Here is a 26,560-nt window from a genome sequence, read left to right as displayed (position 1 = left end):
GGCCGTCGAAGAGCGGGTCAGCTGTGCGGGCAGGTGTCGCGATACTCCTCGATGGCGGTGCCCCGGGGGGCCGGGCAGAGGAAGGGGTCGTAGCGGAGGTCGTCGTCCACGAAGCGCTTCAGCCAGGCGACCATCGACTTGGCCATCGTGGTGTTGGTGGTCTGCGGGAAGAAGTGGCTGGCGCCGTTCAGCTCCAGATACGCCTTCTCCGACGAGGCGGGGATGCTCTCGTAGAACGGCTGGGAGTGGGTGGTGACCGAGGCGACCGAGTCGTTCTCACCGCCGATGATCATCGTGGGGACGCGGACGCCCGACCAGTTCTTGGTCAGGTTCCACGGGGCCAGCGGCACGGCCGCCTGAAGGCTGGGGCGGTCGTCGGCGGCTTCGAGGCTGCCGCCGCCGCCCATCGAGTGGCCCGCCACCGCGAGTCTGGACGGGTCGATGCGGCTGCGCACGGCGGTAGGGCTGTCCTCCACCAGCCAGTCGAGCGCGGCCAGGAGCTGGCGGCCTCGGCTGGCCGGCTGGTCGTAGCGGCTGTTGGTCTCGATGCCGATGACCACGAAGCCGTGCGAGGCGATCCGCGGGCCGAGCCACGACAGGCTCGACCAGGAGGCGGTGTAGCCGGGCGAGATGGCGATCGCGCCGAACGTGCCCTGGCTGGTGTCGTTCGGGTAGTAGACGCGACCGCCGCCGAACCCGGTCACGAGCGAGGACACGGACTGGTCCGAGGTGCTGAACGGGCCGCGGCTCGCCTCCAGGAGGGAGTCCGTCGGGTTCGGGCCGCGCTCGAACGGTCCGGCGGCGCTAGCCGGCTGGGCCAGGGTGAGGGCGCCGCAGGCGAGGGCTGCGGCCACGGCGAGTCTGGCGATCGCGTTGCGGGGATACACGTCGGCAACTCCATCTGTGGGGGGTGCGAACGCCGCCATTGTCAGACCGGGCGGCGCGTCCCCGCATCGCGTGAATCACCGGTGTCAGAACAGCAGCCGCGCCAGCTCCACCCGGGACCGCACGCCCAGCCTGGCGAACACGTTGCGCAGATGATGGTCGACGGTGCGCGGGCTGAGGAAGAGCTGGGCGGCCACCTCCCGGTTCGTCGCGCCCTCCGCCACCAGCCGGGCGATGCGCAGTTGCTGGGCCGTCAGCACCTGCTCGGGGCCGCCGCCGGGCGCCGGGCGGGCCACGGTCTCACCGGCCGCGCGCAGCTCGGCGCGGGCCCGCTCGCTCCACAGCCGCGCCCCCAGCCGCTCGAACGTCTCCAGCGCGCCGTGCAGGTGCTCCCGCGCGGCCCCCGGCCGGCGTTCCCTGCGCAGCGCGCCCCCGTACAGGAGCTGGGTGCGCGCCGTCTCGAACCGGCACGCGCCCTGCCGGTGCAGCTCCAGGGCCTCCTGGAAACGCTCGCCCGCCTCGCCGGGCGCGGCGAGCAGCGCCCGGCAGCGCGCGACGAGCGCGCGCCGGTCCGGGCTGCTGGTGCTCCCCGCCCACCGCTCCAGCACCCGCAGCGCCGCCGTGGCGCGCCGGTCGTCGCCTGTACGGGCCGCGGCCTCGATGAAGTGCGGGCTGGCCATGACCCGTACGACGACATGGTCGTTGTCACGGTGTCCGCGCAGCCGGGCGGCGGAGTCGGCGAGCCTGCCGGCGGCCAGGTCGAGGTGGGCCAGCGCCCAGGTGCCGAGGGCGCCGGCGATGCCCAGGCCGTGCGACTCGGCCAGGTCGAGCGCGCGGTGGGCGCGGTCGCGGCAGGCGTCGGCGTCGCCCTGCACCGCGTCGGCGTGCGCCAGCCAGGCGAGATGCTGGGCGGCGGCGTTGGGCTGGCCGGACGCCTCGGCCAGCCGGAGCCCCTCCGCGGCGTGCGCGGCCACCGACGGGTAGCGGCCCAGCCAGAAGTGCGCCTGCACCACCGACTCCAGCAGTTGCGGCACGAGCGTGACCGCGCCGCGCCGGCGCGCCGTGTCGACCGCGCGCGCCGACAGCTCCAGCGCGGTCGCGTCCTCGCCCAGCAGCAGGCTCGCCACGCACGCCCACACCAGCGGGACGGGGCTGCGCACCGCCGGGGCGAGCCGCACCACCCGCCGCAGCGGCCCCGCCGCCGCGCGATGGTCGCCGCTGAACGTGGCGGCGATCCCCTGCAGATACTCGAACATGAGCTGCGCGTTCGCGCAGTCGTCGGGACGGCGCAGCAGGGCGACCTGCCCGGCGATGGCGTGGAAGGTACGGATGTCGCCGGTCAGATAGCTGGCCTCGGCCGCGTGCAGCAGCGCCTTGACGCCGTCGATCCGGTCGCGCTGCACCAGGCAGGAGGCGGCGGTCAGCAGCTTGTCCCTGGCGCTGTCGGCGTGACCGCTCAACAGCTCCAGCCTGCCGCGCATGAGCTGGGCCTGGCCCTCCAGAGGGTGCCTCGGCTGCGCGAGCAGCCATCTGGCCCGGGGCACGTCACCGGACACCCAGGCGTGGCGGGCGGCCGCGGCCAGCCACTCCGTCCTGCGCTCCTCGACGCCGGTCAGCTCGGCGGCGTGCTCGTACGCGGCGGACCTGCCCGGGTAACCCCGCGCGGTGGCGGCGGACGCGGCGGCGGCCAGCTCGGCGGCGAGCTGATCGGGCGGCCCGTCCAGGGCGTGCGCGCGGTGCCAGGCGCGGGCGAGCCGGTGCCGGTCGCCGTCGAGGAGCCTGCCCAGCAGGGCGTGCGCCGCGCGCCTGCGGGCCGGCGGCGCCTCCGCGTAGACGACGGCACGCACCGTCTCGTCCGCGAACCCGTACCGCCCGCCCTCCGCCCTGATCAACCCCGCGCGCTCGGCCGGCGCCAGGACGGCGGGCGGCCCGGCGGCCAGGAGTTCGCGGTGCAGCCGCGCCTCGGCGCCGGACTCCTGGGCGGGTCGCCGGCGGAGAGTCTCGGCGTTCAGCCCCGGATGGGCGGCGAGCAGGAGGAGCAGGAACCGGGTGGCTTCCGGGAGCCGGGCCAGCCGTTCGGCGTGCGCGCGGTGCAGACGCCCGCCCGGCGGGAGGCCCGTGGGCGGCGCGGCCAGCCCGGCGAGCTGCTCGGGCGTCAGCGATCCGACGAGCTCGCGCCAGGCCAGCGGGTTGCCTCCGGCCAGTCGCGCCAGGCAGGTGCGCAGGTCGTCGGGGAGCGCGCCCGCCGCCAGCTCGTGGGCGAGCGCCCGGCACGCGGCGGGATCCAGGCCTTCCAGCACCCGCACGGGCACGTCCTCCGGCAGCCCGGCCGCGTCCCGCACCGCCAGCAGCAAGGCGATCCGCTCGCCCGCCACCCTCCTGGCCGCGAAGCACAGCGCCTCCCTGCTGACCTCGTCGAGCAGGTGCAGGTCGTCCACGCACACCAGCACCGGCTCGGCCGCCGCCAGCTCGGCCAGGAACTCCAGCACCGCGGCGGGCAACGCCATCCCGTCCCCGGCCGTGCCCCGCCGCAGCGCCCGCGCCAGCACCGGCGACCGGACCAGCCGCGCCACCGGCCGCAGCAGCGCGTGCAGCCCGGACCCGGCCAGCCGCGACTCCTGCGGCACGCCGCGGGCGCGCAGGACGGTGAACCCACCGGCCATGGACGCGGCCCGGCCGAGCACGGCGGTCTTGCCGATGCCCGGCGGTCCCGCCAGCACCAGCGCGCCGCCGTCGCCGGCCAGCGCCGCGTCGAGCAACAGCCGCACGGCGTCCAGCTCGGCGGCTCGGCCATGCAGCCCCTCTGACATGACCAGAGTGTGACTCGCGTTTGTCAACCGGAAAAGGGCCCAGCTGTAAAGTCGGCGAAATCGCCGATGAGGCCGCGTGACTTAATTAGTATGTTACAGAGCGTACAACTGAGGTGGCACACGATGCAGAAGCCCCAGCGGGTACTGGCCCGCGAGATGGAATGGTCGGCGTTGACCAGCTTTCTTGAGCACCCGGATCGCCGGCTGCGGCTGGCCGTGGTGTCCGGCAGGCGGCGGGTGGGGAAGAGCTATCTGCTGCGCGCCCTGGCCGAAACCGCGCATGGTCTCTACGTCACGGCGGTCGTGGAAGAGGGCGTGGTCCTCGCCAGGCGGCGGTTCGCGACGGAGATCGCGCGGTACGCGGGCATCGACCCCAGGCTCATGGCGGACGCCGATTGGGAGACCCTCCTGACCACGGCCATCGAGTTGACAGCGGGCCGGGGCGGGTTGCTGGTGATCGACGAGTTGCCGTACTGGATGGCACACTCTCCTGAACTGCCCGGCCTGCTGCGACTGCTCGATGACCGGTCGCAGGCGGGGGAGGGCCCGGAGGGCGGCCGGGTGATCGTGTGCGGTTCGGCGCTCTCGGTGATGAACGAACTCTTGTCCGGCACCAAGGCGCTCCGCGGTCGCGCCGCCGTCGACCTGCGGCTGCATCCGTTCAACCTGTCCACCATGGCTCGCCACTGGGGCATCGGTGATCCGCACGCGGCCCTGCGGGTGCACGCCGTCTACGGCGGCTCCCCGGGTTACCGCAACCTGGCCAACGTGCCACCGCCGCAGTCTCTCGCGGAGGTGGACGACTGGGTCGTGGCCACGGCTCTCGACTCCAGCCAGGCGCTGTTCTCGGAGAGCGAGAGCGAGTATCTGCTCCGCGAGGACCCCCGCTTCACCGGCAGCTCCCTGCACTACGCGATCATCAACGCGGTAGCCGGTGGAGCGACGAGTCCCAGCAAGATCGGCGGCTTGCTTGAACTGTCGCGTACGTCGCTGACTCGCCCCATCGAGGCGCTGGTCACCGCGGGTTATCTGCGGTACGACAGCGATCCGTTGTGGGAGCGCCGTCCGGTGATCAGCGTGGTCGACCCCATCGTACGGTTCCACAACCTGATCACCGTGCCGCAGCGTGACCTGGTGGAGACCGGACAGGGAGCGGAGGCCTGGCGCAGGGCGCGACCCACCTTCGACTCCCGGATCCTCGGCCCGCACTTCGAGGAGTGCGCCAGGGGGTGGCTGCGGGGTCAGACGGCCACCGCGCTGCGTGGCGCCGCAGGTCAGATCACCTCGACCGTGGTCAACGACGGGAAGGGACGGGCCAGGCACGAGATCGACGTCATCGCGCTGGACAAGCGAGGCGGGCGAGCGGTCGTCGGCCTCGTCGGCGAGGCGAAGGCGACGATCACCAAGAGGGGCATGGCCGATCTCGACCGGTTGGACATGCTCGCGGGGCTGCTCTCACAGCACGGTCACGACACCTCGGCCGCCACGCTCGCGATCTTCTCGCTGACGGGATTCCACCGGGATCTCATCGAGGCGGCCCGGGCCCGGGGCGACGTGCTCCTCGCCGACCTGGAAACGCTCTTCGGGATTCGCGAGCCGGTGGTCACGCCCAGGGAAGGCTGAATGAGCCGGGCCGGGCCGGACGGCTGCCGCGGCCGGTGAGGCCGGAACGGTCAGGCGACCCAGTCGGCGGTGTCGTCGATCCGCTGACGCCACAGTTTCTCGCCCTCGCCGCCCGGTTCCCACCGCGCGGCGAAGTCCAGCAGGTTGCGGCAGCGGTTGAGCATCGCCGCGTGACGCTCCTCCCACGACGGCACCGGCCCCCCGTACGCCTCGAAGAAGTGACGCAGGTGGGGGACGTGCTCCGGATGGTGGGCGCGCACGATCCACTCGCACCACGCCAGATCTTCCACCGGCCGGCCGGGATGCGCCCACTCCCAGTCGAGGATCGCCACCGTCCTGAACGTCTCCGGGTCGAACAGCATGTTCTGCGGCCCGTAGTCGCCGTGCACGAACCCCATCCGGTGCAGCCGGGACAGCGCGCGGCCGCACTCGGCGAGCACCTCGACAGGGTGACCCTCGTCGAGCAGGTCCTGACCGTGGACGCCCGGGATGTAGTGCATGCTCACGCTCGTGTCGGTCACCGCGTGCAGCTTCGGCACCGGCATCCGTCTGCGCAGCCGCCGCAGGAACCGCGCCTCCGTCCGGAGCCGGACGGCGGCGTCGGGCCCCTGGTAGCACTTGACGACGAGAGCGCCGTCTCCGACCGTGCTGTTGGTGTACCCGTGCTCCACGAGAGACGATTGTGGCGTACTCCTGAGGTCGGTGTGAGGGGGCACGCCCAGACTGACCCATCTTGTACGAAACGTCGGGTGATCGACACGCTGCGGGATAAATCAATTGCCGATCAACCAGGGACTTTGCCACTGTTGACTGGCTATGCGCTCCCTTCCTGACGCCGACCCCGGCCTGCCCGACATCCGCAGCCCGTTCCGCTATCTGTGGTGGAACGCGCGGCGGCAGAGCCGCGCCCTCCTGGCCGGCATCGCCTTCGCCACCACCTGGTGGCTGGCGCAGGCGCTGGTGCCGGCCGCGCTCGGCATGGGCATCGACGCGCTCAGGCTGAAGGACACCGGCGCGCTGCTCGCCTGGTCGGGCATCCTGCTCGGGCTCGGGCTGGTGCAGGCGTTCACCGGGATCATGCGGCACCGGTTCGCCGTCTACAACTGGCTGTCGGCCGCCTACCGCACGGTCCAGCTCACCACCCGGCAGGCGGCCAGGCTCGGCGCCACCCTGTCGAAGCGCCTGTCGACCGGCGAGGTGGTCAGCGTCGGCAACTCCGACATCGCGCACATCGGCAGCTCCATGGACATCCTGCTGCGCGGCACCGGGTCCGTCGTGGCGATCGTCGCGGTCACCGTGATCCTCATCTCGACCTCGCCCGTACTCGGGCTCATGGTACTGATCGGCGTGCCCGTGATGACGGCGGCCGTGGGGCCGCTGCTGCGGCCCCTGCACCGCAGGCAGAAACGGCAGCGCGACCTGACCGGCGACCTGGCCACCAGGTCCGCCGACATCGTGGCCGGGCTGCGAGTGCTCCGCGGCATCGGCGGCGAGCAGGTGTTCGCGGAGCGCTACCGGGAGGAGTCGCAGCGGGCCCGCCACGCGGGCGTCGGCGTCGCCCGGGTGGAGTCGCTGCTCGAAGGCGCCCAGATCGTGCTGCCCGGCCTGCTCATCGCGCTCGTGACCAGCGTCGGCGCGGCCTTCGCCGTCGACGACCGGATCACCGTCGGCCAGCTCGTCACCTTCTACGCGTACGCGGTTTTCCTGGTCGCGCCGATGCGCACGATCACCGAGGCGGCCGACCGGCTCACCAAGGGACACGTCGCCGCCCGCCGGGTGGTGCGGATCCTGTCGATCGAGCCGGAGGTGACCGGCGGCACGGGCAGCACCGCGGGCGGCGTGCTGCGCGACAGCCACAGTGGTGTCACCCTGCAGCCCGGCTCTCTCACCGCGCTCGCCGCGGCCCGGCCCGAGGACGCCATCTCCATCGCCGACCGGCTGGGCCGCTACTCCGACGGCGACGTCACGTTCGGCTCCGCCGACCTGGCGTCGCTGCCGGTGGAGGAGGTCCGGGCGCGCGTCCTGGTCGCGGACAACGGCGCCCGCCTGTTCACCGGGACCCTCCGGGCCGAGCTGGACGTACGCGGCACCGCGACCCCCGAGCTGATCAGCCGGGCCCTGCACGCGGCGTGCGCGGAGGACATCGTCGAGGCGCTGCCCGGCGGGCTCGACGCGCAGGTGGCGGAGGCGGGGCGGGAGTTCTCCGGCGGCCAGCAGCAGCGGCTCCGGCTCGCCCGGGCGCTGCTGGCGGACCCCGAGGTGCTCATCCTCGTCGAGCCGACCAGCGCCGTCGACGCCCACACCGAGGCGCGCATCGCCGACCGGCTGGCGGCGGCGCGACGTGGCCGCGCCACGCTGGTCTGCACGACCAGCCCGCTGGTGCTGGGCCGGGTCGATCACGTGATCTACGTCGAGGACGGCCGGGTCCAGGCGGAGGGCACCCACCGCGACCTCCTGACCACCTGCCCGGCATACGCGGCCACGGTCACGAGAGGGGAGACCTGACGAGATCCCGCACCCTTCGGAGTTTCGGACCTCCACAGGTGGTCCTGAGGAGGATCAGCGGCGAAGAGGAGAAACGGCCCCCGACCAAGGACTGCGCGGGCGGCACGGCCCCCGGGAGGCGAAGGGTCGCACGTCGGGAGGCAACGTGTCCGCAGGAGGAGCCCGACGCAGAGCGGAGACAGGGTAGGGCGGCTCCGGGTGAACGGGGGGAGCGGTGACGGCGGAGGCGGGGCGGGTCGGCTCGCGTGAGCGGCGGGCGCGGTGACTGCGAAGCGGGACGGGGTGACTCTGGGTGAACGGCTGGAGGTTGGCTGCGGAGCCGGGACGGGGCGGCTCGGGGTGAGGACAGGGGCCGGCCTCGGCGGAGGCCGGATGGGGTGGGTTAGAACGAAGGCCGGGCCGGGAGTCTGAGGGATCGGGTGGGGGCCGGCAGGGAGTGGGACGAGAAGTGGATGTCGAGCTGAGAGGGGAGGGGTGACGGGGATGGCCCGCGAGATTCTTCCGGTCGCCGATCGGAAGCAGGTGCGCGCCTACGCGCGGCGGTTGACGTTGAAGTATCCGCGGCGGCTCGCCACCGCCCTCGCCCTGCACGCGCTCGCCGCCGTCGCCGGGCTGGTGGTGCCGTGGCAGCTCGGCATGCTGGTCGAGGACGTCGAACGAGGCGTCGCGGTGAACGTGGTGCTGTTCGCGGCCGGCGTCGCGGGGTTTCTGCTGCTGCAGGGCGTGCTGGTCAGGTATGCGGTGCTGGCCTCGGCCAGGCTGGGCGAGAAGGTGCTGGCGGAGCTGCGCGAGGAGTTCGTCGAAAGGGTGCTGGCCCTGCCGCTGTCGACGGTGGAACGGGCCGGCTCCGGCGACCTGCTCACTCGCACGTCGCGCGACGTCGACTCGCTGTCGAGGACGGTGCGGCACGCGGTGCCGGAAACCCTGATCGCGGTCGTCACGTTCGTCATCACCATGGGCGCGATCGTTCTGGTCAGCCCGCTGCTCATGCTGCCGATGCTGCTGGCCGCGCCGCTGCTGTTCTTCTCCACCCGCTGGTATCTCCGGCGGGCCAGGGACGGCTATCTTCGCGAGAACGCCGCGTACGCGGAGATGACCGAAGGGCTGGCCGAGACCGTCGAGGGCGCCAGGGCCGTGGAGGCGCTCGGCCTGGAGCGGCGGCGGCGCGAGCGGGCCGACCGCGACATCGCCGGTTCGTTCGCCGCCGAACGCTACACGCTCGGGCTGCGCACCGTCTGGTTTCCGTCGGTGGAGCTGGGCTATGTGGTGCCGCTCGTGGCGACGCTGCTCGTCGGCGGCTTCCTCTACAGCGCCGAGTGGGTGACGCTGGCGCAGGTCACCTCCGCCGCGCTCTACGCGCAGCAGCTCGTCGACCCGCTCGACCGGTTTCTCATGTGGATCGACGAACTCCAGGTGGGCGGGGCTGCCATGGCGCGACTGCTCGGGGTCGCGAACGTGCCCGACGACCGCGAGCCCTCCGGCGTCCGGCCCGCCGGTGAGCTGCTGAGCGCCGACCAGGTGCGCTACGCCTACCGGGAAGGGCGGGACGTGCTGCACGACGTGTCGCTGACCGTGCGGCCCGGCGAGCGGCTGGCCATGGTGGGGCCGTCGGGCGCGGGGAAGTCGACGCTCGGCAGACTGCTCGCCGGCATCCACGGCCCCGGCGCCGGGACCGTCTCGGTCGGCGGCGTGCCGCTGGTGGACCTGCCGCTGGACGAGCTGCGCGGGCACGTCGCCTTGGTCACCCAGGAGCACCACGTGTTCAAGGGCACCCTGCGGGACAACCTCGTGATCGCCAGGCCCGGCGCCGACGAGGAGGCGGTGCGTGAGGCGCTCGCGGCCGTGGACGCCCTGGACTGGGTGCTCGGCCTGCCGGACGGGCTGGACACGGAGGTCGGCTCCGGCGGACTGGCGATCTCGCCCGCGCACTCGCAGCAGCTCGCGCTGGCCAGGCTCGTGCTCGCCGACCCGCACACGCTGGTGCTGGACGAGGCCACGTCGCTGATCGACCCGCGGGCCGCCAGGAACCTGGAGCGCTCGCTGGCGGCGGTGCTGGACGGGCGCACGGTCATCGCCATCGCCCACCGGCTCTACACGGCTCATGACGCGGACCGGGTGGCGGTGGTGGAGGACGGACGGATCATCGAACTGGGCTCCCATGACGAGCTGGTGGCGGAAGGCGGCTCCTACGCCGCTCTCTGGCAAAGCTGGCACGGCACCTCGGACCGCGCTCCGGTCTGAGCCGGTGCTGAGGTCCGAGGTGGTGCTTCGGTCGAGGGCGTTCAGTTCATCTCGTTTTGTCCGGCATGAACGAAGAACCCTTCGGAGAACCCCCTCGGACTGAGCGTGCCTGACGGTCCGCTCAGCCCGCCTTAGCCATGAACTGCTGTTGACCGCCGGAAGGTCAGCCGAGCAGGCCGGGATACTGGGCCAGCCGTCCCTGTATCTGCGTCAGCACGTCCTCGTCCAGAGTGCCGGTCCGATCTTCCAGCACGGACTTCATGAGAGGCTGCACCGCGGGAACCCGGATCCAGCACTTCTTGATCACGCCGCCCTGGCCCCTGGCAAGCTGCACGTCGAATCGGGTCCGCCGCGAAGTCGAGCTCGAAACAGGACAGACGAGGACGAACGGCCAGTCGGGGTCGCCGTTGGACTGCCCGCCGGTGACCACGACCACGGGGCGGCGTTCGTCGTGCACAACCCGCTCTTCCTCAGGGATGAGACGGAGAGTCTTATCGCTGACGAGGTAGACGCCTCCGGCCACGTAGGGAGCCGGCACTATTCCTCCAGTAGGTGCCGGGTCGCCTCCGCGCGGGGTTCGGCGAGGTCCTGGCTCTCTTCGAGGAGGTCCTCGACGCCGCCGGGTTCGTCGCCGGGTAGGGGATGGTCCTTGGCCCACTGGCGTAGGCGAGCCAGGCCCGATCCCAGATCGGGTAGTGGCGGTCCGCCGGCCAGATCGAGGCGCGCTTCCCGTCTGTGCTGCTTGACGGCCTCCTGCATGGGAGGCGTCTGGTAGGTGAGGTCGCGGAGTTGACCTGCGGACCATCGCCCGTAGTCGGACAGCACGCCGTCGACGATCCGGGCGAACTCCGCGTCGATGGCCAGCTGCGGTGCGTCCACCAGGTGAACGACGCTCTCACGGTTGCCGCCGAACGGGTCGGCGCTCTCTTCCACCAGGATGACGCCCGCCTCGCGCAGATCGCGCTCCACTTCGCCGAGACGAAGACTGTGGGGGCCGTAGTGACGCCAGCGCCACTCCACACCAGAGCCCGGAGGGAGGCCACGCTCGACGGCACGGAGGTCGGCCAGGTAGAGAAGCTTGGCCAGCTTGGTGCGGTTGACGCGCATGCCGTTGGTCCGTGCGGCCGCCAGGAGATAGGCGATGGCCGCCGCGGGGCCGCGGAGAGGCGAAGGAACCGACACGATTCCCAGTGTAGGCACTGGCCACGTCACAGTCCGTGCCTCCTCGTTCGGCCTGCTATTGAAATCTTGTTCGATTATGAGCATGCCGGATCCTGTGGATAGAAGTCGTCCGTTGGTCAGAGTCAAGGCCCCAGGTCTCGATCCGCCGTCTGGCGGTGAGCCGCGGTTGACGGCTGCGCCCATGGGCCCGCCGTCAGCACTTCGCCGGGGTCGGGGGCAGGGTCTTGTCGGTGAGGTAGCGGTCGATGTGGGTGCGGGCGCAGGGGTTGGAGGTGTAGAGGGTGTGGCCGGGGCCGTCGTGGGTGATGGTGACGCTGCCTGGGACCGTGCTCATGGCTCGGGTGACCGCGTCGGACTCGCCCCAGGCGCCGGCGCCCAGGAGGGGTGGGAGGGTCTTGGGAAGTGGGGCGGGCGGGTTGGTGACGGGGACGGGCCAGCCGACGCAGGCCAGGCCCGCGGTGGCCATGGTGTTGGCGGCGCCCGCGTTGGGGGCGGCCTTGCGCAGGCGGGCGGTCATGGCGTCGAGGGCGGACCGGCTCGTGGGGCGCGGCCAGTCGGTGCACTCGGTGACCCCGGTGGCCTGGTCGGGGTAGCGGGCGCCGCGGGCGGGGAGGAAGGCCGAGGCGTCGCCGCCGTGGGCCTTGCGGATCGCCGCGGCCAGGCCCGGCCAGGCGGCGCGGCCCTGGCGAGCCGAGGAGACGGCGAACGAGCGCAGATCGCGGCCCGTGTAGGCGACGCCGTCGGCGGCGCGGACCGGCTCGCGGTCGGCCCCGGCGACGAGCGAGCGCCACTTGCGGGGGACGTCGCGGCAGCCGCCGGTGGCGCACCAGTCGAAGAAGCGGGTCAGCGACCGCTCGTTGCTCCTGGCCATCGCCTCCACCTCCTTGCCCCAGTCGGCCGGGCTGTGGTTCCACGTGCCGTCGAGGACCATGGTGCGGACCTGGCCGGGGAAGAGGCGGGCGTAGGCCTGGCCGTAGAAGCCGGCGTAGGAGGCGCCGTAGTAGTTGAGCCCGCCGTCGCCGAGCGCCTTCCTGATCGCCTCCATGTCACGGGCGTGGTCGGCGGAGCTCATGTTGGCGAACAGCTCGGGGTCCTTGTGGCGGCACGCCTCGGCGAGACCGCGGTTGGTGTCGGACAGGCGCCCCCACTCGGCGTCGTCGCGCGGCGCGGCAGGGATGGGGACGCGGGTCCAGACGCACGGCAGGCCCGTGCTCCGGCCGCGGAACTGCTCGCCGTAGCCGCGGGTGTCCCACACCACGACGTGCATCCGCTTGCGCAGCCCGGCCCAGGTGTCGACGATCGGCTCGGTGTAGGCGATGCCGGGGGCGCCGGGGCCGCCGTAGGCGACGAGCGCGGAGCCCTCGGCCCGGCCGGTGGCCTTGAGCCGGCCGAGCTTGAGCGTGATTTGCCGCCCCTCGGGCTTGGACCAGTCGACCGGCACCCGCAGGTCGGCGCACTCCATGCCGATCTTGTCGCCGGGGCACGCGGCCCAGTCGAGTGAGGCCGTCTCCTGTGCGGGCGCGCCGCCCGAGAAAACCAGCGTCAGGGCCATCGCGATTGACTTCAGCATGCCGATCACGATGGCCGAACGCCCCGCCCTGCCACATCGGACCACGGTCTGGTTTCAGGAGGGCCGAATCAGACCGTGGTCTGTCATCCCGCTACAGGTGCAGCGACTTCTTCAGGAAGTCGACCTGGAGCAGCAGCAGGTTCTCCGCCACGATCTCCTGCGGCGTCATGTGGGTGACGCCGGACAACGGCAGCACGGTGTGCGGCCGGCCCGCCGCCAGCAGCGCCGACGACAGGCGCAGCGTGTGGGCCGCCACCACGTTGTCGTCGGCCAGCCCGTGGATGAGCAGCAGCGGCCGCTCCAGCTTGGCCGCGTCGCCGAACAGCGACGACGTGTCGTACACCTCAGGCTGCTCGTCGGGATGCCCGAGGTAGCGCTCGGTGTAGCAGGTGTCGTACAGCCGCCAGTCGGTCACCGGCGCCCCCGCCACCGCCGCGTGGAACACGTCGGGCCTGCGCAGCACCGCGAGCGCCGCCAGGAAGCCGCCGAACGACCATCCGCGGATCGCCACCTTCTCCAGGTCGAGGTCGTCGGGGTACTGCTCGGCGACCCCATGAAGGGCGTCGACCTGGTCCTCCAGCGCGGGCGTGGCCAGGTCGCCGAGCACCTCCCGCTCGAACGCGGGCCCGCGCCCCGGGGTGCCCCGCCCGTCGGCCACGACCACGGCGAACCCCTGCTCGGCGAACCACTGGCTCTCCAGGTAGCCGCCGCGCCTGTTGAGCACCCGCTGGGCGTGCGGGCCCCCGTACGGATCCATGAGGACCGGCAGCCGCCGCGAGCCCGGCTCGTGCCAGGAGGGCAGCACTACGGCGGTCGCCAGCTCGCGACGGCCGGAACGGCCGAGTGAGACGCGCAGGTCGAGACCGGGACGCTCGGCGTAGGAGGGGATCGGGACGGCCACGCCGTCGCGGCGCACGACGGTGGTGGAGACGCCCTCGGTGTCGAGGTTCTGCTCGGTGAGCACGCCGACGCCGCCCGCCATCCGGCCGGTGAACACGCCCGACCGGGTGGAGACCGGCAGCAGCGAGTGGCCGTCCCAGGTCCACAGCTGGATCTCGGTCGGGTCCCCGCTGGCGCTGAACAGCACGCTGTCGTGGTCGACGTCGAGCACCGCGCGCACCTGCAAGGTGGGCGGGGTGACGGGGCGGTCGCCGACGAACAGCCGGTGGCCCCCGTCGGCGGCGGCCACCCAGACCAGCGAGCCGTCGTCGAGGTGGGCGGGCACGCCGGAGACGACGTCGACCCAGGCCGGGTCGGTGTCCTCGCGCACGAGGGTGGACTTCCCGGTCTCCGGGTCGACCGAGAGCAGCCGCATCGTCTTCTGGTCGCGGGAGAGCGTCACGATCGACAGCGCGTGGGAGTCCCACGCCGCCGTCGCGAGGTATTCGTGCTCGTACGGGACCGCGACCCTGGACCCGTCGAGCCCCAGCACGAACAGCTCGGTCACGGCGTTGGGCGTGCCGGCGGCGGGATAGCGCTGGACGGCCGGGGGCCGGCCGGGGTTGGCCGGGTCGGCGATGTGCCAGGTGTGGACCGGCGCCTCGTCGGCCCGCTCCACCAGGAGGGCGTCGCCGGAAGGCGACCACCAGTGGCCGCGCATGCGGCTCATCTCCTCGGCGGCGATGAACTCCGCCAGACCGTACGTGACGGTCTCCGACTCGGGGGTGGCGAGCACGCGGTCGTCGCCGGTGGACAGGTCGTGGACGTGCAGGGCGCCGCCGGTGACGTAGGCGACCCGGCGGCCGTCGGGGGAGAGCCGGGGGTCGATGACCGCGCCCGCCGTCTCCAGCCGCCGGGTGCGCGCGGCGGCCAGGTCGGTCACGTAGAGGCCGCCGGACAGCGCGAACGCCGCCGTGGTGGCCTCCGCGTCGGTCGAGTAGGACACCACGCCGCCGGCCTGCTCGCGGCTGCGCTCGCGCCGGGCGCGCTCCTCCGGCGGCAGGTCCTCGTCGCCGGAGTCGAGCGAGCGCGGATCGACGACCAGCCGCTCCACGTGGGTCTCGGTGTCGAGCTCCCACAGACACGTCACAGGGTCGGTGCCCGACTTGGTGCGCAGGAACAGCACCCGCGCGCCGTCAGGGGAGATGGTGAAGCCCCTGGGCACTCCCAGGGTGAAGCGGCGGGTCCTGGCCGACAGGCGCGGGAAGCTCTCACTCATGGGCCCAATCCTGCCAGTTGTTACGCTCGGAGCATGATTGACCGACGGCTGCTGCTCGTGCACGCCCATCCCGACGACGAGTCGATCGGGACCGGCGCCACGATGGCCCGCTACGTCGCCGAGGGCGCCCACGTCACGCTCGTCACCTGCACGCTGGGCGAGGAGGGGGAGATCATCCCCGTGGAGCTCTCGCACCTGGCGTCCGAGGAGGACGACGTGCTCGGCGACCACCGGATCGGTGAGCTGGCCGCCGCCTGCGAGGCGCTCGGCGTCGAGGACCACCGCTTCCTGGGCGGCCCAGGGCGCTGGCGCGACTCCGGGATGATGGGGGTCGCCACCAACGACAGGCCCGACGCGTTCTGGCGGGCCGACCTCGACGAGGCGGCGGGCGAGCTGGTCGCGGTCATCCGCGAGGTGCGGCCCCAGGTGCTCGTCACGTACGACGAGAACGGGCATTACGGTCACCCGGACCACATCCAGGCCCACCGCGTCGCCCGGCGGGCGTTCGAGCTGGCGGCCGACCCGGGATTCGGCGAGGGCGAGCCGTGGCGGATCGCGAAGTTCTACCACACGGCCACGCCGAGGTCGGTGCTGGCGCGGTCCAACGAGGCGCTGCTGGAGGCGGGCGCCCCGTTCACCGTCGCGAGCGTGGACGACATGCCGTTCGGCGACCCCGACGGGGTCGTCACCACGGAGATCGACGCCCGGCCCTGGCTCGGCCACAAGGCGGCGGCCATGCGCGCGCACCACACGCAGATCACGGTGTCCGAGCCGTGGTTCGCGCTCTCCAACCACGTCGGTCAGGAAATCCGGGGAGTCGAGCACTTCGTGCTGGCCATCGGGGAGCGCGGGCCCGCCGTGCCCGGTCCTCCGGTCGAGGCAGGAGGGCTCGGCGAGCCGTACGAGCGGGAGAACGATCTGTTCGCCGGCATCCACTAACCTCGACCGACATGGAGCAACGCAGCCAGGTCGAGTCGGCGCTGGGGGGAGCCGCCTACGGCATGCTCTTCGTGCTGGGCGTCGTCATGGGCGTGGTGGGCGGGTTCACCCACAGCGCGTGGCCGGGTCTCCCGGTCGTCTCCGCGGTGCTCTGGCTGGTGCTGATCTTCGGTGTCTCCCTGGGGGCGGGCAGGCTGATGGGCGGGCGCGCGGCCGCCGCCGTCACGTCGGCCGGGTGGGTGCTGGTGTCGTCGGCGTTCTCGCTCAGACTGGGCGCGGGGGATCTGGTGATCGCCGGGGACGCGTCGGGGCACGTGTACCTCTACGGCGGGATGGTGGCCGCGGTCGCGGCATTTCTGATGTTGCCCTCGTCGGGGGGATCGTGGCTGTTGCGCGGATATCCGGAAGAGGGCTCGGCTCCGCCGGGTAGAGTGCAGCAGGGCCGATGAAAGCGCTGCTTAATAGCGCGACAGGCATGTGAATGATCTGTCGCCGCGCGCTATATGAAATTCACTGGATATAGCAATATGTTTCTCCCGGCCCGGCGGCTGAAGGGAGGCCGCCGGGCCGGGGAAACGTGATCACTGCGCCGGTGGCGTCACGGTCTCCGTCGGGGGCGGGGTGTCCGTGGGCACATCGGTCGGCGTGTCGGTCGGCGTGTCGGTCGGCGTGTCGGTCGGAGTGTCAGTCGGCAGGTCGGTGGGAACCTCCGTCGGGATCTCGGTCGGCTCCGGACATGTCGGGATCTCGGTCGGGCTGATAGTCGGATCCACCGTCGGGTCGACGGTCGGGGAGATGGTGGGATCCAGGGTCGGGTCGACCGTCGGGTCGACGGTGGGATCGACGGTCGGGTCCACTGTCGGGTCCACTGTCGGGTCGACGGTGGGATCAACCGTCGGGTCGACGGTCGGGTCGACGGTGGGATCGACCGTCGCTGTAGGCGTCAACGTGGGCGTTTCCGTCGGAGGCGCGGGCTGACAGGTGAACGTGACCGTCGCCGTGGCCGTCTCGGTGACCGTTTCCGTGACCGTCACCGGGGGTTCCGTGACCGTGACCGTGGGGCCGGGGAGCGGCCACATCCTGATCCTCGGCTTGCCGCGCAGCCAGTAGTCGCCGCGGCCGAGCCGCTTGGCGGCCTCGCCCGTGCCCGAGGCCACCGTGAGCCCGACACGCACCGTACGGCAGGACTTGCGCTTGCAGACCCGCTGCCTGACGCTGAACTTGGCCGCGGTCTCGTACGTGACGGCGACGTCCAGATAGGTCACGCCGTCTCTCTCGACGATCTCGGTCCTCGCCACGTACGCCCCCGGGGCGGTGGTGGCGGGTAACGCCGCCGCGGCGGCGGCTGGGGAGTCGGCGACGCGTAAGGGGACGGTGGCTGATGTCTGGGTGATCGCGATTCCGCCGGCTCCGGCCAGTGCCGCGGAAGCCAGCAGCGCGCCCAGGATGGTGAATCTCATAAATCCTGCTCTTCTAGGAGATTTCAGGACTCAGATCATTATTCCGATTTGTCAAGATTGGTCAAGACTGAGACGCATGGACAGGCGATATCGGTTCCGCCGAGTCATCAATTTTCTTAATCTCACCACTCCACTCGGCCTGCTCATCGCCGCGATCGGCGGCGCGACCAGGCGATCCGGCCCGGACGGGCTCGTGCTCGCCTGCGGCTACCGCTTCCGCTTCCCCATCGCCGGGGCATTCACGGTGGGGAACGTTGTAATCACCAGACGTGACGGTCTCGACGAGACCCTGATCGGTCACGAGAGCAGGCACGCCACCCAGTGGGCCTGGTGCGCCGGTCTGCCCATGCTCCCGCTGTACCTCCTGGCGATGCTGGTCTCGGTGATCGTCTGCGGCGACCAGGCGTCGTACAACCCCTTCGAACGGCTCGCCGGTCTGGACGAGGGCGGCTACCGGCGGGCGCAGCCCCGCTGGCGCGGACGCGCAGGTGAGCCTCCACGCGCGTGACTGATCCATTACGCGGGGCAGGGGATCTCCATGACGCAGATCATCCGTGCTCCGAAGAGACCCGAGAGCTATCGTGACCGCCTCACCGACACCCCGTCGGGGCTGCGGGAGGTGCTCAGCATCGCCTGGCACACCGCCTTCCCCCCTGACTTGAGCGAGGCCGCCCGCATCCCCGTGGCGGGCGGCGGACTGCCTCCGGTCGCGCGGGGGGAGACGTCCGTGACGTGGGTCGGGCACGCGACCTACCTGCTCCGGACGGGCGGACTGTCGATCCTCACCGACCCGGTGTGGTCGCGGCGCATCCCCGGGGTGCGGGCCCGCGTGAGCATGCCCGGCCTGGACTGGGAGGACCTGCCGCCGATCGACGCCGTGGTCATCAGCCACGACCACTACGACCACCTGGACTGGCCCACCGTGCGCCGGTTGCCCAGGACGACGCCGATGCTCGTGCCTGCCGGGCTCGCGAAGTGGTTCACCGATCGCGGCTTCACCGAGGTGATCGAGCTGGACTGGTGGGAGTCGGCCACCGTCGGCGGCGTGAGCTTCGAGTTCGTGCCCGCCCACCACTGGAGCAGGCGCACGCTCTTCGACTTCTGCAAGACGCTGTGGGGCGGGTGGGTGATCGGCGGGTCGGTGTACTTCGCCGGCGACACCGGTTACGGCGAGCGGCTCGCCCAGATCGGCGCCCGCCACCCCGGCCTGGACCTGGCGCTGATGCCGGTCGGCGCCTACCAGCCGCCGTGGGCGATGGAGCCCGCCCACGTCAACCCGCCGCAGGCCGTACGGGCCTTCCTGGACGTGGGCGCGCACCGGATGGCCACCATGCACTGGGGCACGTTCGTGCTGTCCGGTGAGCCGCTGCTGCGGCCCCTGGAGTGGATCCGCGAGGAGTGGGCCGCCCACGGCCTGCCCCGCGAGTGCCTGTGGGACCTGGCCGTGGGCGAGTCGCGCGCCTTCGCCACCTGAACGGTCAGGGGCGGAGCCGGAGCGTGTGCACGGCGGCCTTGGTCACCGAGCCCGCGTCCGAGCGCATCGGCAGCATCTCGCCCCTGGCCCACAGCTCCGCCTGGTCCCAGTAGTTCTCGTGGAAGGCGTGCCCCGACGCGCCCGTCAGGTTGATCCACCGAGACTCGTCCAGGTCACCCAGGTCCACGACCATGCGCATGGACGGCACCGTCGTGACCGCGTACCCCTCCAGCACGTTCCAGCCGGTGGCGTTCACCGCGTCCTTGCCGCCCGCCGAGGCCAGCGGCCCCCGGTTGAACAGCGCCTCGATCGGCGCGATCCCCGAGGTGCCGAGCGAGCCGTGGGTGAGCTTCAGCCCGTGCAGGTCGCCCCAGCGCCACGCCTTCACGTCGTCGCCGAGCAGGTCCGACAGCTCCTGGAAGGCCGAGGCCATGGCCTGGCGCAGGATGTCGTCGCGCCGCTCGGTGATCCCCTCGGTGCGGGTGTCGTCCCAGTACGGGTCGCCGGGGTCGCGCAGGAGCCCGGCGACGACCTCGTACCAGCGGTCGCCCCCGTTCGGCCTGGCGCCCTCCGGCAGCTCGTCGTGGAAGGTCAGCTCCAGCAGGTGCCGCCAGACCGCGTTGAAGTACGCCGCGGCGGCCGATCCCGCGTCCTGGGCGCCGTCCCAGCCGTCGAGCAGCCCGCGGGCCTCCTTGGCGGGCCCGGCCAGGTCCACGGCCATCAGCGAGGGCACCAGGGTCCCGGCGAACAGGTTGCGGTCGTCCCGCTGGACGCGCGCCATCGTCGCGGCGTCCACCTGGCCCTTGCCGATCTCCTCGCGCAGCAGGTCGAGGATGCGCTGCGAGCGGTATCCGTACGACCAGTCCTCCGTCAGGTGCGGCCGGTAGCGCCGGGGGTCGATGACGGCGTTGTTGGCCGTGACCACGAACCCCTCCGCCGGGTTGCGCACCGACGGGAGCTGGTCGTACGGGATGGGCGCGGTGTTCCAGTCGTACTCGCCGGTCCAGCCGGGCACGGGCACGGTGCCGTCGCCCGACTTGCGCACGGGGATGCGGCCGGGCGCCTGGTAGCCGATGGTGCCCGAGGTGTCGGCGTAGACCAGGTTCTGCGCGGGCACCTCGAAGAGCGCGGCCGCCGCCCGGAACTCGTGCCAGTCGCCCGCCTGGTTCAGCTCGAAGATCGCGTCGACGGTCCGGCCGGGCATGAGAGCGGTCCACGACAGGGCCACCGCGTTGGCCTCGCCGCTCGGTTCCACCGCGCCCATGACCTCGTTGACCAGCGGCCCGTGCAGGGTGCTGCGCACGGTGATGGTGACCGGGGCGCCGCCCGCCACCTCGATCCGCTCCTGACGGGTCTCCAGCGGGACCTGCTCGCCCTGGTAGAGGTACGTGTCGCCGTCGACCTTCTCCAGGAACAGGTCGGCCACGTCGGGACCCAGGTTGGTGAACCCCCAGGCGATCTTGTCGGTGTGCCCGATGATCACACCGGGGACGCCCGAGAACGAGAACCCGGTCACGTCGTACGGGCACGCCTCGCTCGGCACGCGGCAGTGCAGGCCCACCTGGTACCAGACCGAGGGCAGCTGCGCCGACAGGTGCGGGTCGTTGGCCAGGAGCGGCTTGCCGCTCTTCGTGTGCTCGCCGGAGACCACCCACGAGTTGGAGCCGATGCCCTCCCGGTCCGTCGCGCCGATCGTGCTGGGCACCGCGTCGAGCGCCCGCGCCGCCTGGGCGAGGGCCCGCGCGCCGGTCCGCGTGTCCTGCCGGGTGCGCGGCTCGGCGGTCTGGTCGAAGCGCTCCCGGTCGATCGTGCCCCGGGTGACGATCGGCTCGTGCTCGTCGTACGGATAGCCGGGGTAGAGCTGGGCCACCCGCTCCGGCGGCAGCGCGGTGAGCGCCAGGGCGCGGTCGATCTCGTCCTCGAGGTTGGAGCGGAGGTCCCAGGCCATGGCCTTGAGCCAGGCGACGGAGTCGAGCGGGGTCCACGGCTCGGGGTCGTAGGCGCCGTTCTGCGCCTTGAGAATCGAGTATTCGAGACTGCGGTCGGAGGCGTTGGGGTTGGCGGCGGTCCAGGAGTTCACGCCCTTGGCGTAGGAGTCGAGGAAGCGCCTGGTGCGCTCGGTCAGCTCGGGCAGCTCCTGCTCGGCCACCTTGCGCCAGCCCATGGTCCTGATGGCCTTGTCGCTGTCGAGGGTCGTCGCGCCGAACAGCTCGGAGAGCCTGCCGGCGGTCACATGGCGGCGGAAGTCCATCTCCCAGTAGCGGTCCTGGGCGTGCACGAAGCCCTGGGCCATGAAGAGGTCTTCGGCGGTGTCGGCGTAGATGTGCGGGATTCCGTATTTATCACGATAAATCTCCACATTCCCGGTTAAGCCGGGGAGCCGCACCGTACCCTCCACCTGCGGGAACGACTGCCGCACGGTGACCACGAGCACCGCCGCGAGCATCAACGCGATCGCCAGGAGAACGGTAACCACCCGCGCGAACCACCGCAGCGGCCCCGGCATCCACGCGTACGGCCTCAACCTCACGAAAACCTCCATACTCCCCGCGCTGGCACCCAGTGTGGCAGTCCTCGCCGACTCCTCTCGCCGCCGTCACACCGCGTTTTCCTCCACGCACCGGGAGGTACCTCGCAACCCAGATGCAACCCGAGATCTGCCTATCGTTTCGCTTGGCGCGCTACCGTCCACACCCCCGCACCAGGACGGCGCCATCCCGGGCGGACGGCTCCTGCCATGCCGTCCGCCCGACCTCACACCGCGACGGGCCGCCCGCTCAGGGCCGGGGCTTGCCGATGTCGGCGGGCAGGTCGAGAGCCAGGACGTGGTCCAGGTGCAGGAACGACTCGAACTTCGCGCCCGGCGGCACCGAGTCGTCGCGCTCCAGCTCCTCCAGGACACGCAGCGCGGCCGGGGTGTCGAGGTCGTCGTCCAGCGCGGACTCGGCCCGCCGGACGTACGCGGCGGCCATCGGCGCGCTCGGCGACTCCGACCATTCGGCCACCCGGGCGCGCAGGCGGCGCAGGGTGCCGTCGGCGGCGCGCAGGACGTCCCAGGTGAGGTCCAGCGGGCCGCGGTAGTGGTGCTGCAGGAACGCCAGCCGCACCGCCAGCGGGTCGAGCCCGGCCTCCGCCACTTCGGCGAGCTCCCGCGGCCCGTCGCCGGGCGTCACCCCGTCGGGACCGGGCGCACTGCCGCCCGGCGCCAGCCCTGCGCTGTGCGCCCAGCGGCGGACCACCTCGTGCCCGGCCGCCGCGTCCGACTGGGCGCGCATGGCCTCGTGGTGCGGGAAGATCAGCTCGGTGCCGCCGGTCTGGATGTCGACCCGGTCGCCCAGCCGCCGCGACGACATCGCCGAGCACGCGACGTGCGGGCCGGGCACTCCGCGCCCCCACGGCGAGTCCCAGGCCGCCTCGCCGTCCGCGGGCCGCCACAGCACCCAGTCGGCCGGGCGCCGCCGCTCCGGCCCGTCGTGGGGGAATCCATCCCCGCCGTCGTGCGGGGACCGCTCCCCGTCGTGGGGGAATCCATCCCCGCCGTTCGGGTCCTTCTCCCCGGACAGCTCGCCGTACGAGGGAGAGCCGGCGGAGTCGAAGAACACCCAGCCGCCGTCGGCCGCGTACGCGTGACCGCGCTCGACCAGCGCGGCGACCAGCTCGACCACCTCGCCGGCGTGCTCGGCGGCGCGCGGGGACAGCTCGGGCGAGCGCAGGTTGAGCGCCGCCGCGTCGCGGGCGGACGCCTCCTCGTACGCCCGAGCGCTCTCCACCGGGCAGCCCACGTCGTCGACGCCCAGGCAGACCACCATGCGCACCCGATGCCGTTCCAGGACCCGGCGGATCAGATCGGACAGCAGCGCCGGGCGCAGGTCGCCGAGGTCCGCCCGGCGGTGGACGGGCGGCGCGCAGGCGTACATCCGCAGCCCCCGGGCGGGCGCGATCTCCTCGACCTGCCCGGTCAGCGTGTCGTAGATCCGCAGCATGCCTCGACCCTAGCCGTCATCTCCCCAGGAAGCCGAGGATGTCGCGGTCACCCCGCTCGCGCAGCCGGGCGAGGACCTCCTCGCGGGTGGCGGTCTCGGGCAGCCCCACCCGCGCGCCGATCAGCCGCAGCCCCTCCAGCTCGGAGTTCACCGGCGCGGTGTAGCCGATGAGGTAGAGGGCCCGGTTGAGCGCGGGCATCCCGGGAGGGGCGGCCGGCAGGTAGCGGGTGAGCAGCTCCCCGCCGTCGGAGACGGTGAGGAACACGTGGTCGCCCTCGCTGGCCTTGAAGTCGGCGAGTACGTTGCGTATCGAGCCCATCGTCGGCTGGTTGTGCCAGCTGATGACCACGTCGCCCGAGGGCGTCGAGGCGGTGAGCGACCCGCCCGGCGCCATGCCCAGGTGCGCGGCGAACCCGGTCGGCAGCGGCGAGCCGGAGCCGCGCAGGTGCTCGGCGTTCACGTCCACCCGGTGCCACCAGCGCCCGTCGCGGCTGCGGAAGCTGCGCCGGGTCTCCGAGACGTCCTTGCGCGGCTGGTACGCGCCCGCCTCCCCGGAGGGCGAGGTGCCCGCCACCCGGATCCAGCCGCGCTGGCTGCGCTCGAACCCGGGACCGCCCGAGTAGGCGCGCACCGAGCTCTCGCTGACGTCGTAGCGGGAGGTCAGGTTGGCCACGATCGTGCTGACCGGGGCCTCGCCGCCGGCCCGCTCGATCTCCCTGACGATCATCTCCCGGATGCCCAGGTACTGGTCGCCGCCCCAGCGGGTCAGGCCGTACTTGTTCCTGTCGAGCCGCAGGAACCGGTCGTCGGCGGTGAGCTGGTTGCGGATGCCGACGAGGCTGTAGTCCTCGCCGATGCGTTCCTGGATCTCCTCCGGGGACATCGGCTTCCCGGAGACGGCCAGCACCGCCTCCGCCTTGTCGTTGATGCTGCGCGGCCACGGCACCACGTGCCCGTCGAGCACCCGCAGCTGCGGCACGGCGAGTATCCACCGTTCGGCCACGTCCTCGCGGACGCCGAGCTGGGTCACCATGGTCACCGCCTCGGCGAGCGGGTGCGGCCCGTCGGCGAACAGCTGGCGGGTCTTCTCGCGCAGGTCGTCGGCGCCGCCCGCGATCAGCCAGCCGTCGGTCTGCTCGTAGCCCGTCAGCAGCGTGCGCACGAACCGCCAGGCCGGGATGCCCAGCGTGCGCAGCTCGGCGCGGTGCCACGGCACGGCCGCCGTCAGGTCGTCGGCGGGCGCGGCCGAGCCGAGCCGGCCGCGCAGCCAGGTGACGTGCGCGACCAGCGCCGCCGCCTCCGGCCCCGCGAGCCACAGCTCCACGTGGTCGCGCAGGTCGCGCTCGATCTGCCGGATCCGCTCCCTGGTCACCGAGAAGCGCTGGGCCAGCTCGTCCAGGGTGGCCCGGTCGGCCGCGTACAGCCGGTCGCGGGCGATGGCCCGCTGCCGCTCGTCGAGCGCCGCGAACAGGGCGTCGACCAGCTCAGGCAGCGGCTTGTCCTGCTGGACGGGCGCGGCGACCGCGGCCGCCGGTTCGAGCAGCCGGTCGAGCACGCCGCCGAACAGCTTCTGCACCACGTCCTTGCCGAGCGTCTCGGGCGTCCGCTCGGCCTCGGCGGGGTCGGAGAAGCGCAGCAGCGGCAGGATGTCGCCCAGCACCAGATGCCCCCAGAAGGCCACGGAGAGGTCGGCGAGGCGGCCCGCCACGACCTGCGTGCCCACGATGGCGCACGCCCGGTCGAGCGGGATCGCCTGCCACCATGCCTCGGGCAGCTGTGGCTCCTCCGCGATCGGTGCGATCTGGCCAGGTGCGGTCCAGCGCAGTGGTGGCGCGATGTCGCTCAGACTGAGGTTCATTGGGGTCCAACCGGCAACGATAGATATCCGCAGTTCAGACTATGTGATCAGAAGGACAGAAAAGGGCTACCTCTTCCGGAATGCGAAATGTAGAGCATCGTCCGGGCCCGGGTGCACGCCACGAACAGCATGCTCCGTTCCCGTTGCAGCGCGCGGGCCCGGGCGCCCGGATCGTCGGGAGGGCGCTCCGGCACGACCCCCTCGGCCACGCCGATGAGCGCCACCCTGTCGAACTCCAGCCCCTTGAGGTTGGCGAACGTCGACACCCGTACCGGAACGTCCCGCAACACCCGCTTGGCGGCCCGTACCAGCCCCTGGTTGCGCGCCCCGACCGCGATCCGGTCGGCGGGCACGCCCTCGTCGAGCCAGTCGGCGACGGTGCGCTCCAGGCCGGCCAGCTCCGCCTCCTCGCTCTCGTACGCGCGGACCACCGGCCGCGGCCCGAACCGCCCCGACCGGAACCCGTACAGCGCCGACATGCCCTTGACCAGCCCGTCGGCGGGCCCGCCGCCGCGCAGCCGGACCGCGAACGTCAGCAGCTCCTGCGGCAGCCGGTGCGAGACCTTGAGCGTGTACTGGACAGCCGGGATGCCGACGGCGCCGAGCGCGACCCGCGTGTCGGTGACGCGCTGGTGCGGGTCGCCGACGATGAACAGGTCGTCCGCCGCGCGCGGCGCCGCCGCCCGCAGCAGCCGCCACTGCGCCGGGCTGACGTCCTGCGCCTCGTCCACCACGATGTGCCGGTACGGTTTGCGCCCCGGTTCGACGTCGTCGAGCAGATCTCCCGTGGTCCTCGACAGCAGCCGGAGCGCCTCGTCGATCAGCTCGTCCATGGTCCGCGCGCCCGGCCCGACCAGCGCCGGGCGGCGGCCCTCCACCTGGGCCACGATGCGCATCGCCAGCCGCTCCGGGTTGTCCACCTCGATGCGCTTGCGCATCGGCTCGTCCTGGACTAACTGGTCCAGCCGGCCGGTCAGCTCGTCGCAGAGCCCCTGGGAGAACGTCACCAGCAGCACCGGCCCGCTGCCGTGCGCGGCCAGGTGAGCGGCGCGGCGCAGCGCGAGCACCGTCTTGCCGGTCCCGGCCCCGCCCACCACCAGCACCGGATGGTCGTAACGGGCCCTGGACAGCCGGTGCTGCGGCGGATGCGGGAACACGCACCACTCGGGCGCCGTCAGCAGCCGGTCCAGCTCCGTCTTGTCGGCGGCGAACGCGGCCCGGCCAGGGCTGCGCAGCAGCGCCTGGTGGAGGTCCTCGGCGTCGACCGGCTCCTCGGGGTCCTCGTCGAAGGCGCGGCAGCCGTCAAGCTCCCGCCACGCCTCGGCCAGCGTGCCGCCCCTGGCCAGCACCGCCAGCGGAACGTACTGGGTGGGCGGCAGCAGCGGCTCGAGCGCGGCCACGTCCGCCTCGGTGGTGATGAGCCGGACCAGCGGCAGCGCGTGCACGTCGATGCCGAGGGCCAGCAGGTCGCCGTCGCAGATCGGGTCGAACAGCCTCGCGACGCCCGCCGACCGGCGTAACGCGGGCTCGACCCGCTCCAGCGCCTCGGCGTCCCACTCCTCGACCACGCCGAGCACCGGGTTGATCCCGTACCGGTGCCGTGCGGCGTACGACCAGGCCTCGGGGTCGGGCAGCACGGTGCGCAGCCAGTAGACGTCCCGCCGGCGCACCACCACCCCCCGGTGCCCCCCGGCGAGCCGGAGAGTCGCCACCCGGGGGTCCCTGGCGCCCCTGACCGACTCGGGATGCGGGGCGCCCGACACGTTCAGCAGGAACCGCCGCAGCGCGACCACGGCGTCTCGGCGCACCGGCTGTGCCAGTGCGCCGAGTTCCCTGGGAACCTCAGGGCCGATCGCGAGCCGCGGCACCGCA

The 26,560-nt window shown here is 72.4% G+C and carries 19 protein-coding genes; 7 read left to right on the top strand and 12 right to left on the bottom strand.

Going from position 1 to position 26,560, the window contains the following annotated elements; translation table 11 throughout:
• Nucleotides 1-17: 17 nt before the first annotated feature.
• Both ABD999_RS24615 and ABD999_RS24610 read right to left on the bottom strand, forming a co-directional pair.
• Nucleotides 18-926, bottom strand: a complete 909-nt coding sequence (locus tag ABD999_RS24615; RefSeq protein ID WP_148029222.1) for an alpha/beta hydrolase family protein — start codon at nucleotides 924-926, stop codon at nucleotides 18-20.
• 45 nt (nucleotides 927-971) lie between these two features.
• A complete protein-coding gene (locus ABD999_RS24610) occupies nucleotides 972-3,695 on the bottom strand; it encodes a LuxR C-terminal-related transcriptional regulator (RefSeq protein WP_345482899.1) in 2,724 nt (907 codons plus the stop codon).
• Between the two features lie 123 nt (nucleotides 3,696-3,818).
• Between ABD999_RS24610 and ABD999_RS24605 the strand changes: the two genes are divergently transcribed.
• Nucleotides 3,819-5,318 carry an ATP-binding protein gene (locus ABD999_RS24605; RefSeq protein ID WP_271276292.1) on the top strand — a complete coding sequence of 500 codons (1,500 nt, stop codon included), beginning with the start codon at nucleotides 3,819-3,821 and terminating at the stop codon, nucleotides 5,316-5,318.
• Between the two features lie 50 nt (nucleotides 5,319-5,368).
• Here ABD999_RS24605 and ABD999_RS24600 read toward each other — a convergent pair whose 3' ends face one another.
• Nucleotides 5,369-5,989, bottom strand: a complete 621-nt coding sequence (locus tag ABD999_RS24600) for a phosphotransferase (protein WP_271276293.1) — start codon at nucleotides 5,987-5,989, stop codon at nucleotides 5,369-5,371.
• A 145-nt stretch (nucleotides 5,990-6,134) separates the two neighbouring features.
• Here ABD999_RS24600 and ABD999_RS24595 point away from each other — a divergent pair, with 145 nt between their 5' ends.
• Entirely contained in the window at nucleotides 6,135-7,823 is a 1,689-nt protein-coding gene (locus tag ABD999_RS24595) for an ABC transporter transmembrane domain-containing protein (RefSeq protein ID WP_271276294.1), read from the top strand.
• Between the two features lie 483 nt (nucleotides 7,824-8,306).
• The gene (locus tag ABD999_RS24590) at nucleotides 8,307-10,064 is read left to right on the top strand and encodes an ABC transporter ATP-binding protein (RefSeq protein WP_148029226.1); all 1,758 of its coding nucleotides are present in this window, start codon (nucleotides 8,307-8,309) and stop codon (nucleotides 10,062-10,064) included.
• A gap of 163 nt (nucleotides 10,065-10,227) precedes the next feature.
• Here the strand turns inward: ABD999_RS24590 and ABD999_RS24585 are convergent, their stop codons facing one another.
• The 4 genes from ABD999_RS24585 to ABD999_RS24570 form a co-directional block, all read right to left on the bottom strand.
• Nucleotides 10,228-10,521: a type II toxin-antitoxin system PemK/MazF family toxin gene (locus ABD999_RS24585; protein ID WP_187280945.1), complete on the bottom strand. Its 294-nt coding sequence runs from the start codon at nucleotides 10,519-10,521 to the stop codon at nucleotides 10,228-10,230.
• 80 nt (nucleotides 10,522-10,601) lie between these two features.
• Complete coding sequence (locus ABD999_RS24580) at nucleotides 10,602-11,246, bottom strand: Panacea domain-containing protein (RefSeq protein WP_271276295.1); 645 nt, start codon at nucleotides 11,244-11,246, stop codon at nucleotides 10,602-10,604.
• A gap of 193 nt (nucleotides 11,247-11,439) precedes the next feature.
• Nucleotides 11,440-12,816: an alpha/beta fold hydrolase gene (locus ABD999_RS24575; protein ID WP_271276296.1), complete on the bottom strand. Its 1,377-nt coding sequence runs from the start codon at nucleotides 12,814-12,816 to the stop codon at nucleotides 11,440-11,442.
• 91 nt (nucleotides 12,817-12,907) lie between these two features.
• A complete protein-coding gene (locus tag ABD999_RS24570; protein WP_148029229.1) occupies nucleotides 12,908-14,974 on the bottom strand; it encodes a S9 family peptidase in 2,067 nt (688 codons plus the stop codon).
• A 33-nt stretch (nucleotides 14,975-15,007) separates the two neighbouring features.
• Here ABD999_RS24570 and mshB point away from each other — a divergent pair, with 33 nt between their 5' ends.
• Together mshB and ABD999_RS24560 are read left to right on the top strand one after the other, a co-directional pair.
• Nucleotides 15,008-15,913, top strand: coding sequence for an N-acetyl-1-D-myo-inositol-2-amino-2-deoxy-alpha-D-glucopyranoside deacetylase (gene mshB, locus ABD999_RS24565; protein WP_271276297.1), 906 nt, complete (start codon nucleotides 15,008-15,010; stop codon nucleotides 15,911-15,913).
• A gap of 11 nt (nucleotides 15,914-15,924) precedes the next feature.
• On the top strand, nucleotides 15,925-16,362 hold the full coding sequence (locus ABD999_RS24560; RefSeq protein ID WP_271276298.1) for a DUF6113 family protein: 438 nt from the start codon (nucleotides 15,925-15,927) through the stop codon (nucleotides 16,360-16,362).
• Between the two features lie 132 nt (nucleotides 16,363-16,494).
• Here the strand turns inward: ABD999_RS24560 and ABD999_RS24555 are convergent, their stop codons facing one another.
• Entirely contained in the window at nucleotides 16,495-17,373 is an 879-nt protein-coding gene (locus ABD999_RS24555; protein WP_271276299.1) for a hypothetical protein, read from the bottom strand.
• Between the two features lie 76 nt (nucleotides 17,374-17,449).
• Between ABD999_RS24555 and ABD999_RS24550 the strand changes: the two genes are divergently transcribed.
• Entirely contained in the window at nucleotides 17,450-17,881 is a 432-nt protein-coding gene (locus ABD999_RS24550) for a hypothetical protein (protein WP_148029233.1), read from the top strand.
• A gap of 30 nt (nucleotides 17,882-17,911) precedes the next feature.
• Nucleotides 17,912-18,847 carry an MBL fold metallo-hydrolase gene (locus ABD999_RS24545; RefSeq protein ID WP_271276300.1) on the top strand — a complete coding sequence of 312 codons (936 nt, stop codon included), beginning with the start codon at nucleotides 17,912-17,914 and terminating at the stop codon, nucleotides 18,845-18,847.
• Between the two features lie 4 nt (nucleotides 18,848-18,851).
• On the opposite strand, the gene ABD999_RS24540 is transcribed toward ABD999_RS24545, so the two are convergent.
• The 4 genes from ABD999_RS24540 to ABD999_RS24525 form a co-directional block, all read right to left on the bottom strand.
• Nucleotides 18,852-21,353, bottom strand: a complete 2,502-nt coding sequence (locus ABD999_RS24540) for a penicillin acylase family protein (RefSeq protein WP_378525273.1) — start codon at nucleotides 21,351-21,353, stop codon at nucleotides 18,852-18,854.
• Nucleotides 21,354-21,624: 271 nt separating this feature from the next.
• Nucleotides 21,625-22,830 carry a cysteine--tRNA ligase gene (locus ABD999_RS24535; protein WP_271276302.1) on the bottom strand — a complete coding sequence of 402 codons (1,206 nt, stop codon included), beginning with the start codon at nucleotides 22,828-22,830 and terminating at the stop codon, nucleotides 21,625-21,627.
• A 16-nt stretch (nucleotides 22,831-22,846) separates the two neighbouring features.
• A complete protein-coding gene (locus ABD999_RS24530; protein ID WP_271276303.1) occupies nucleotides 22,847-24,688 on the bottom strand; it encodes a sigma factor-like helix-turn-helix DNA-binding protein in 1,842 nt (613 codons plus the stop codon).
• A 47-nt stretch (nucleotides 24,689-24,735) separates the two neighbouring features.
• On the bottom strand, nucleotides 24,736-26,556 hold the full coding sequence (locus tag ABD999_RS24525; RefSeq protein ID WP_271276304.1) for a UvrD-helicase domain-containing protein: 1,821 nt from the start codon (nucleotides 26,554-26,556) through the stop codon (nucleotides 24,736-24,738).
• Between the last annotated feature and the right edge of the window lie 4 nt (nucleotides 26,557-26,560).

This window comes from Nonomuraea ferruginea, assembly GCF_039540635.1.
Lineage (GTDB): Bacteria > Actinomycetota > Actinomycetes > Streptosporangiales > Streptosporangiaceae > Nonomuraea > Nonomuraea ferruginea.
This window is presented reverse-complemented; position numbering and strand designations above follow the sequence as displayed.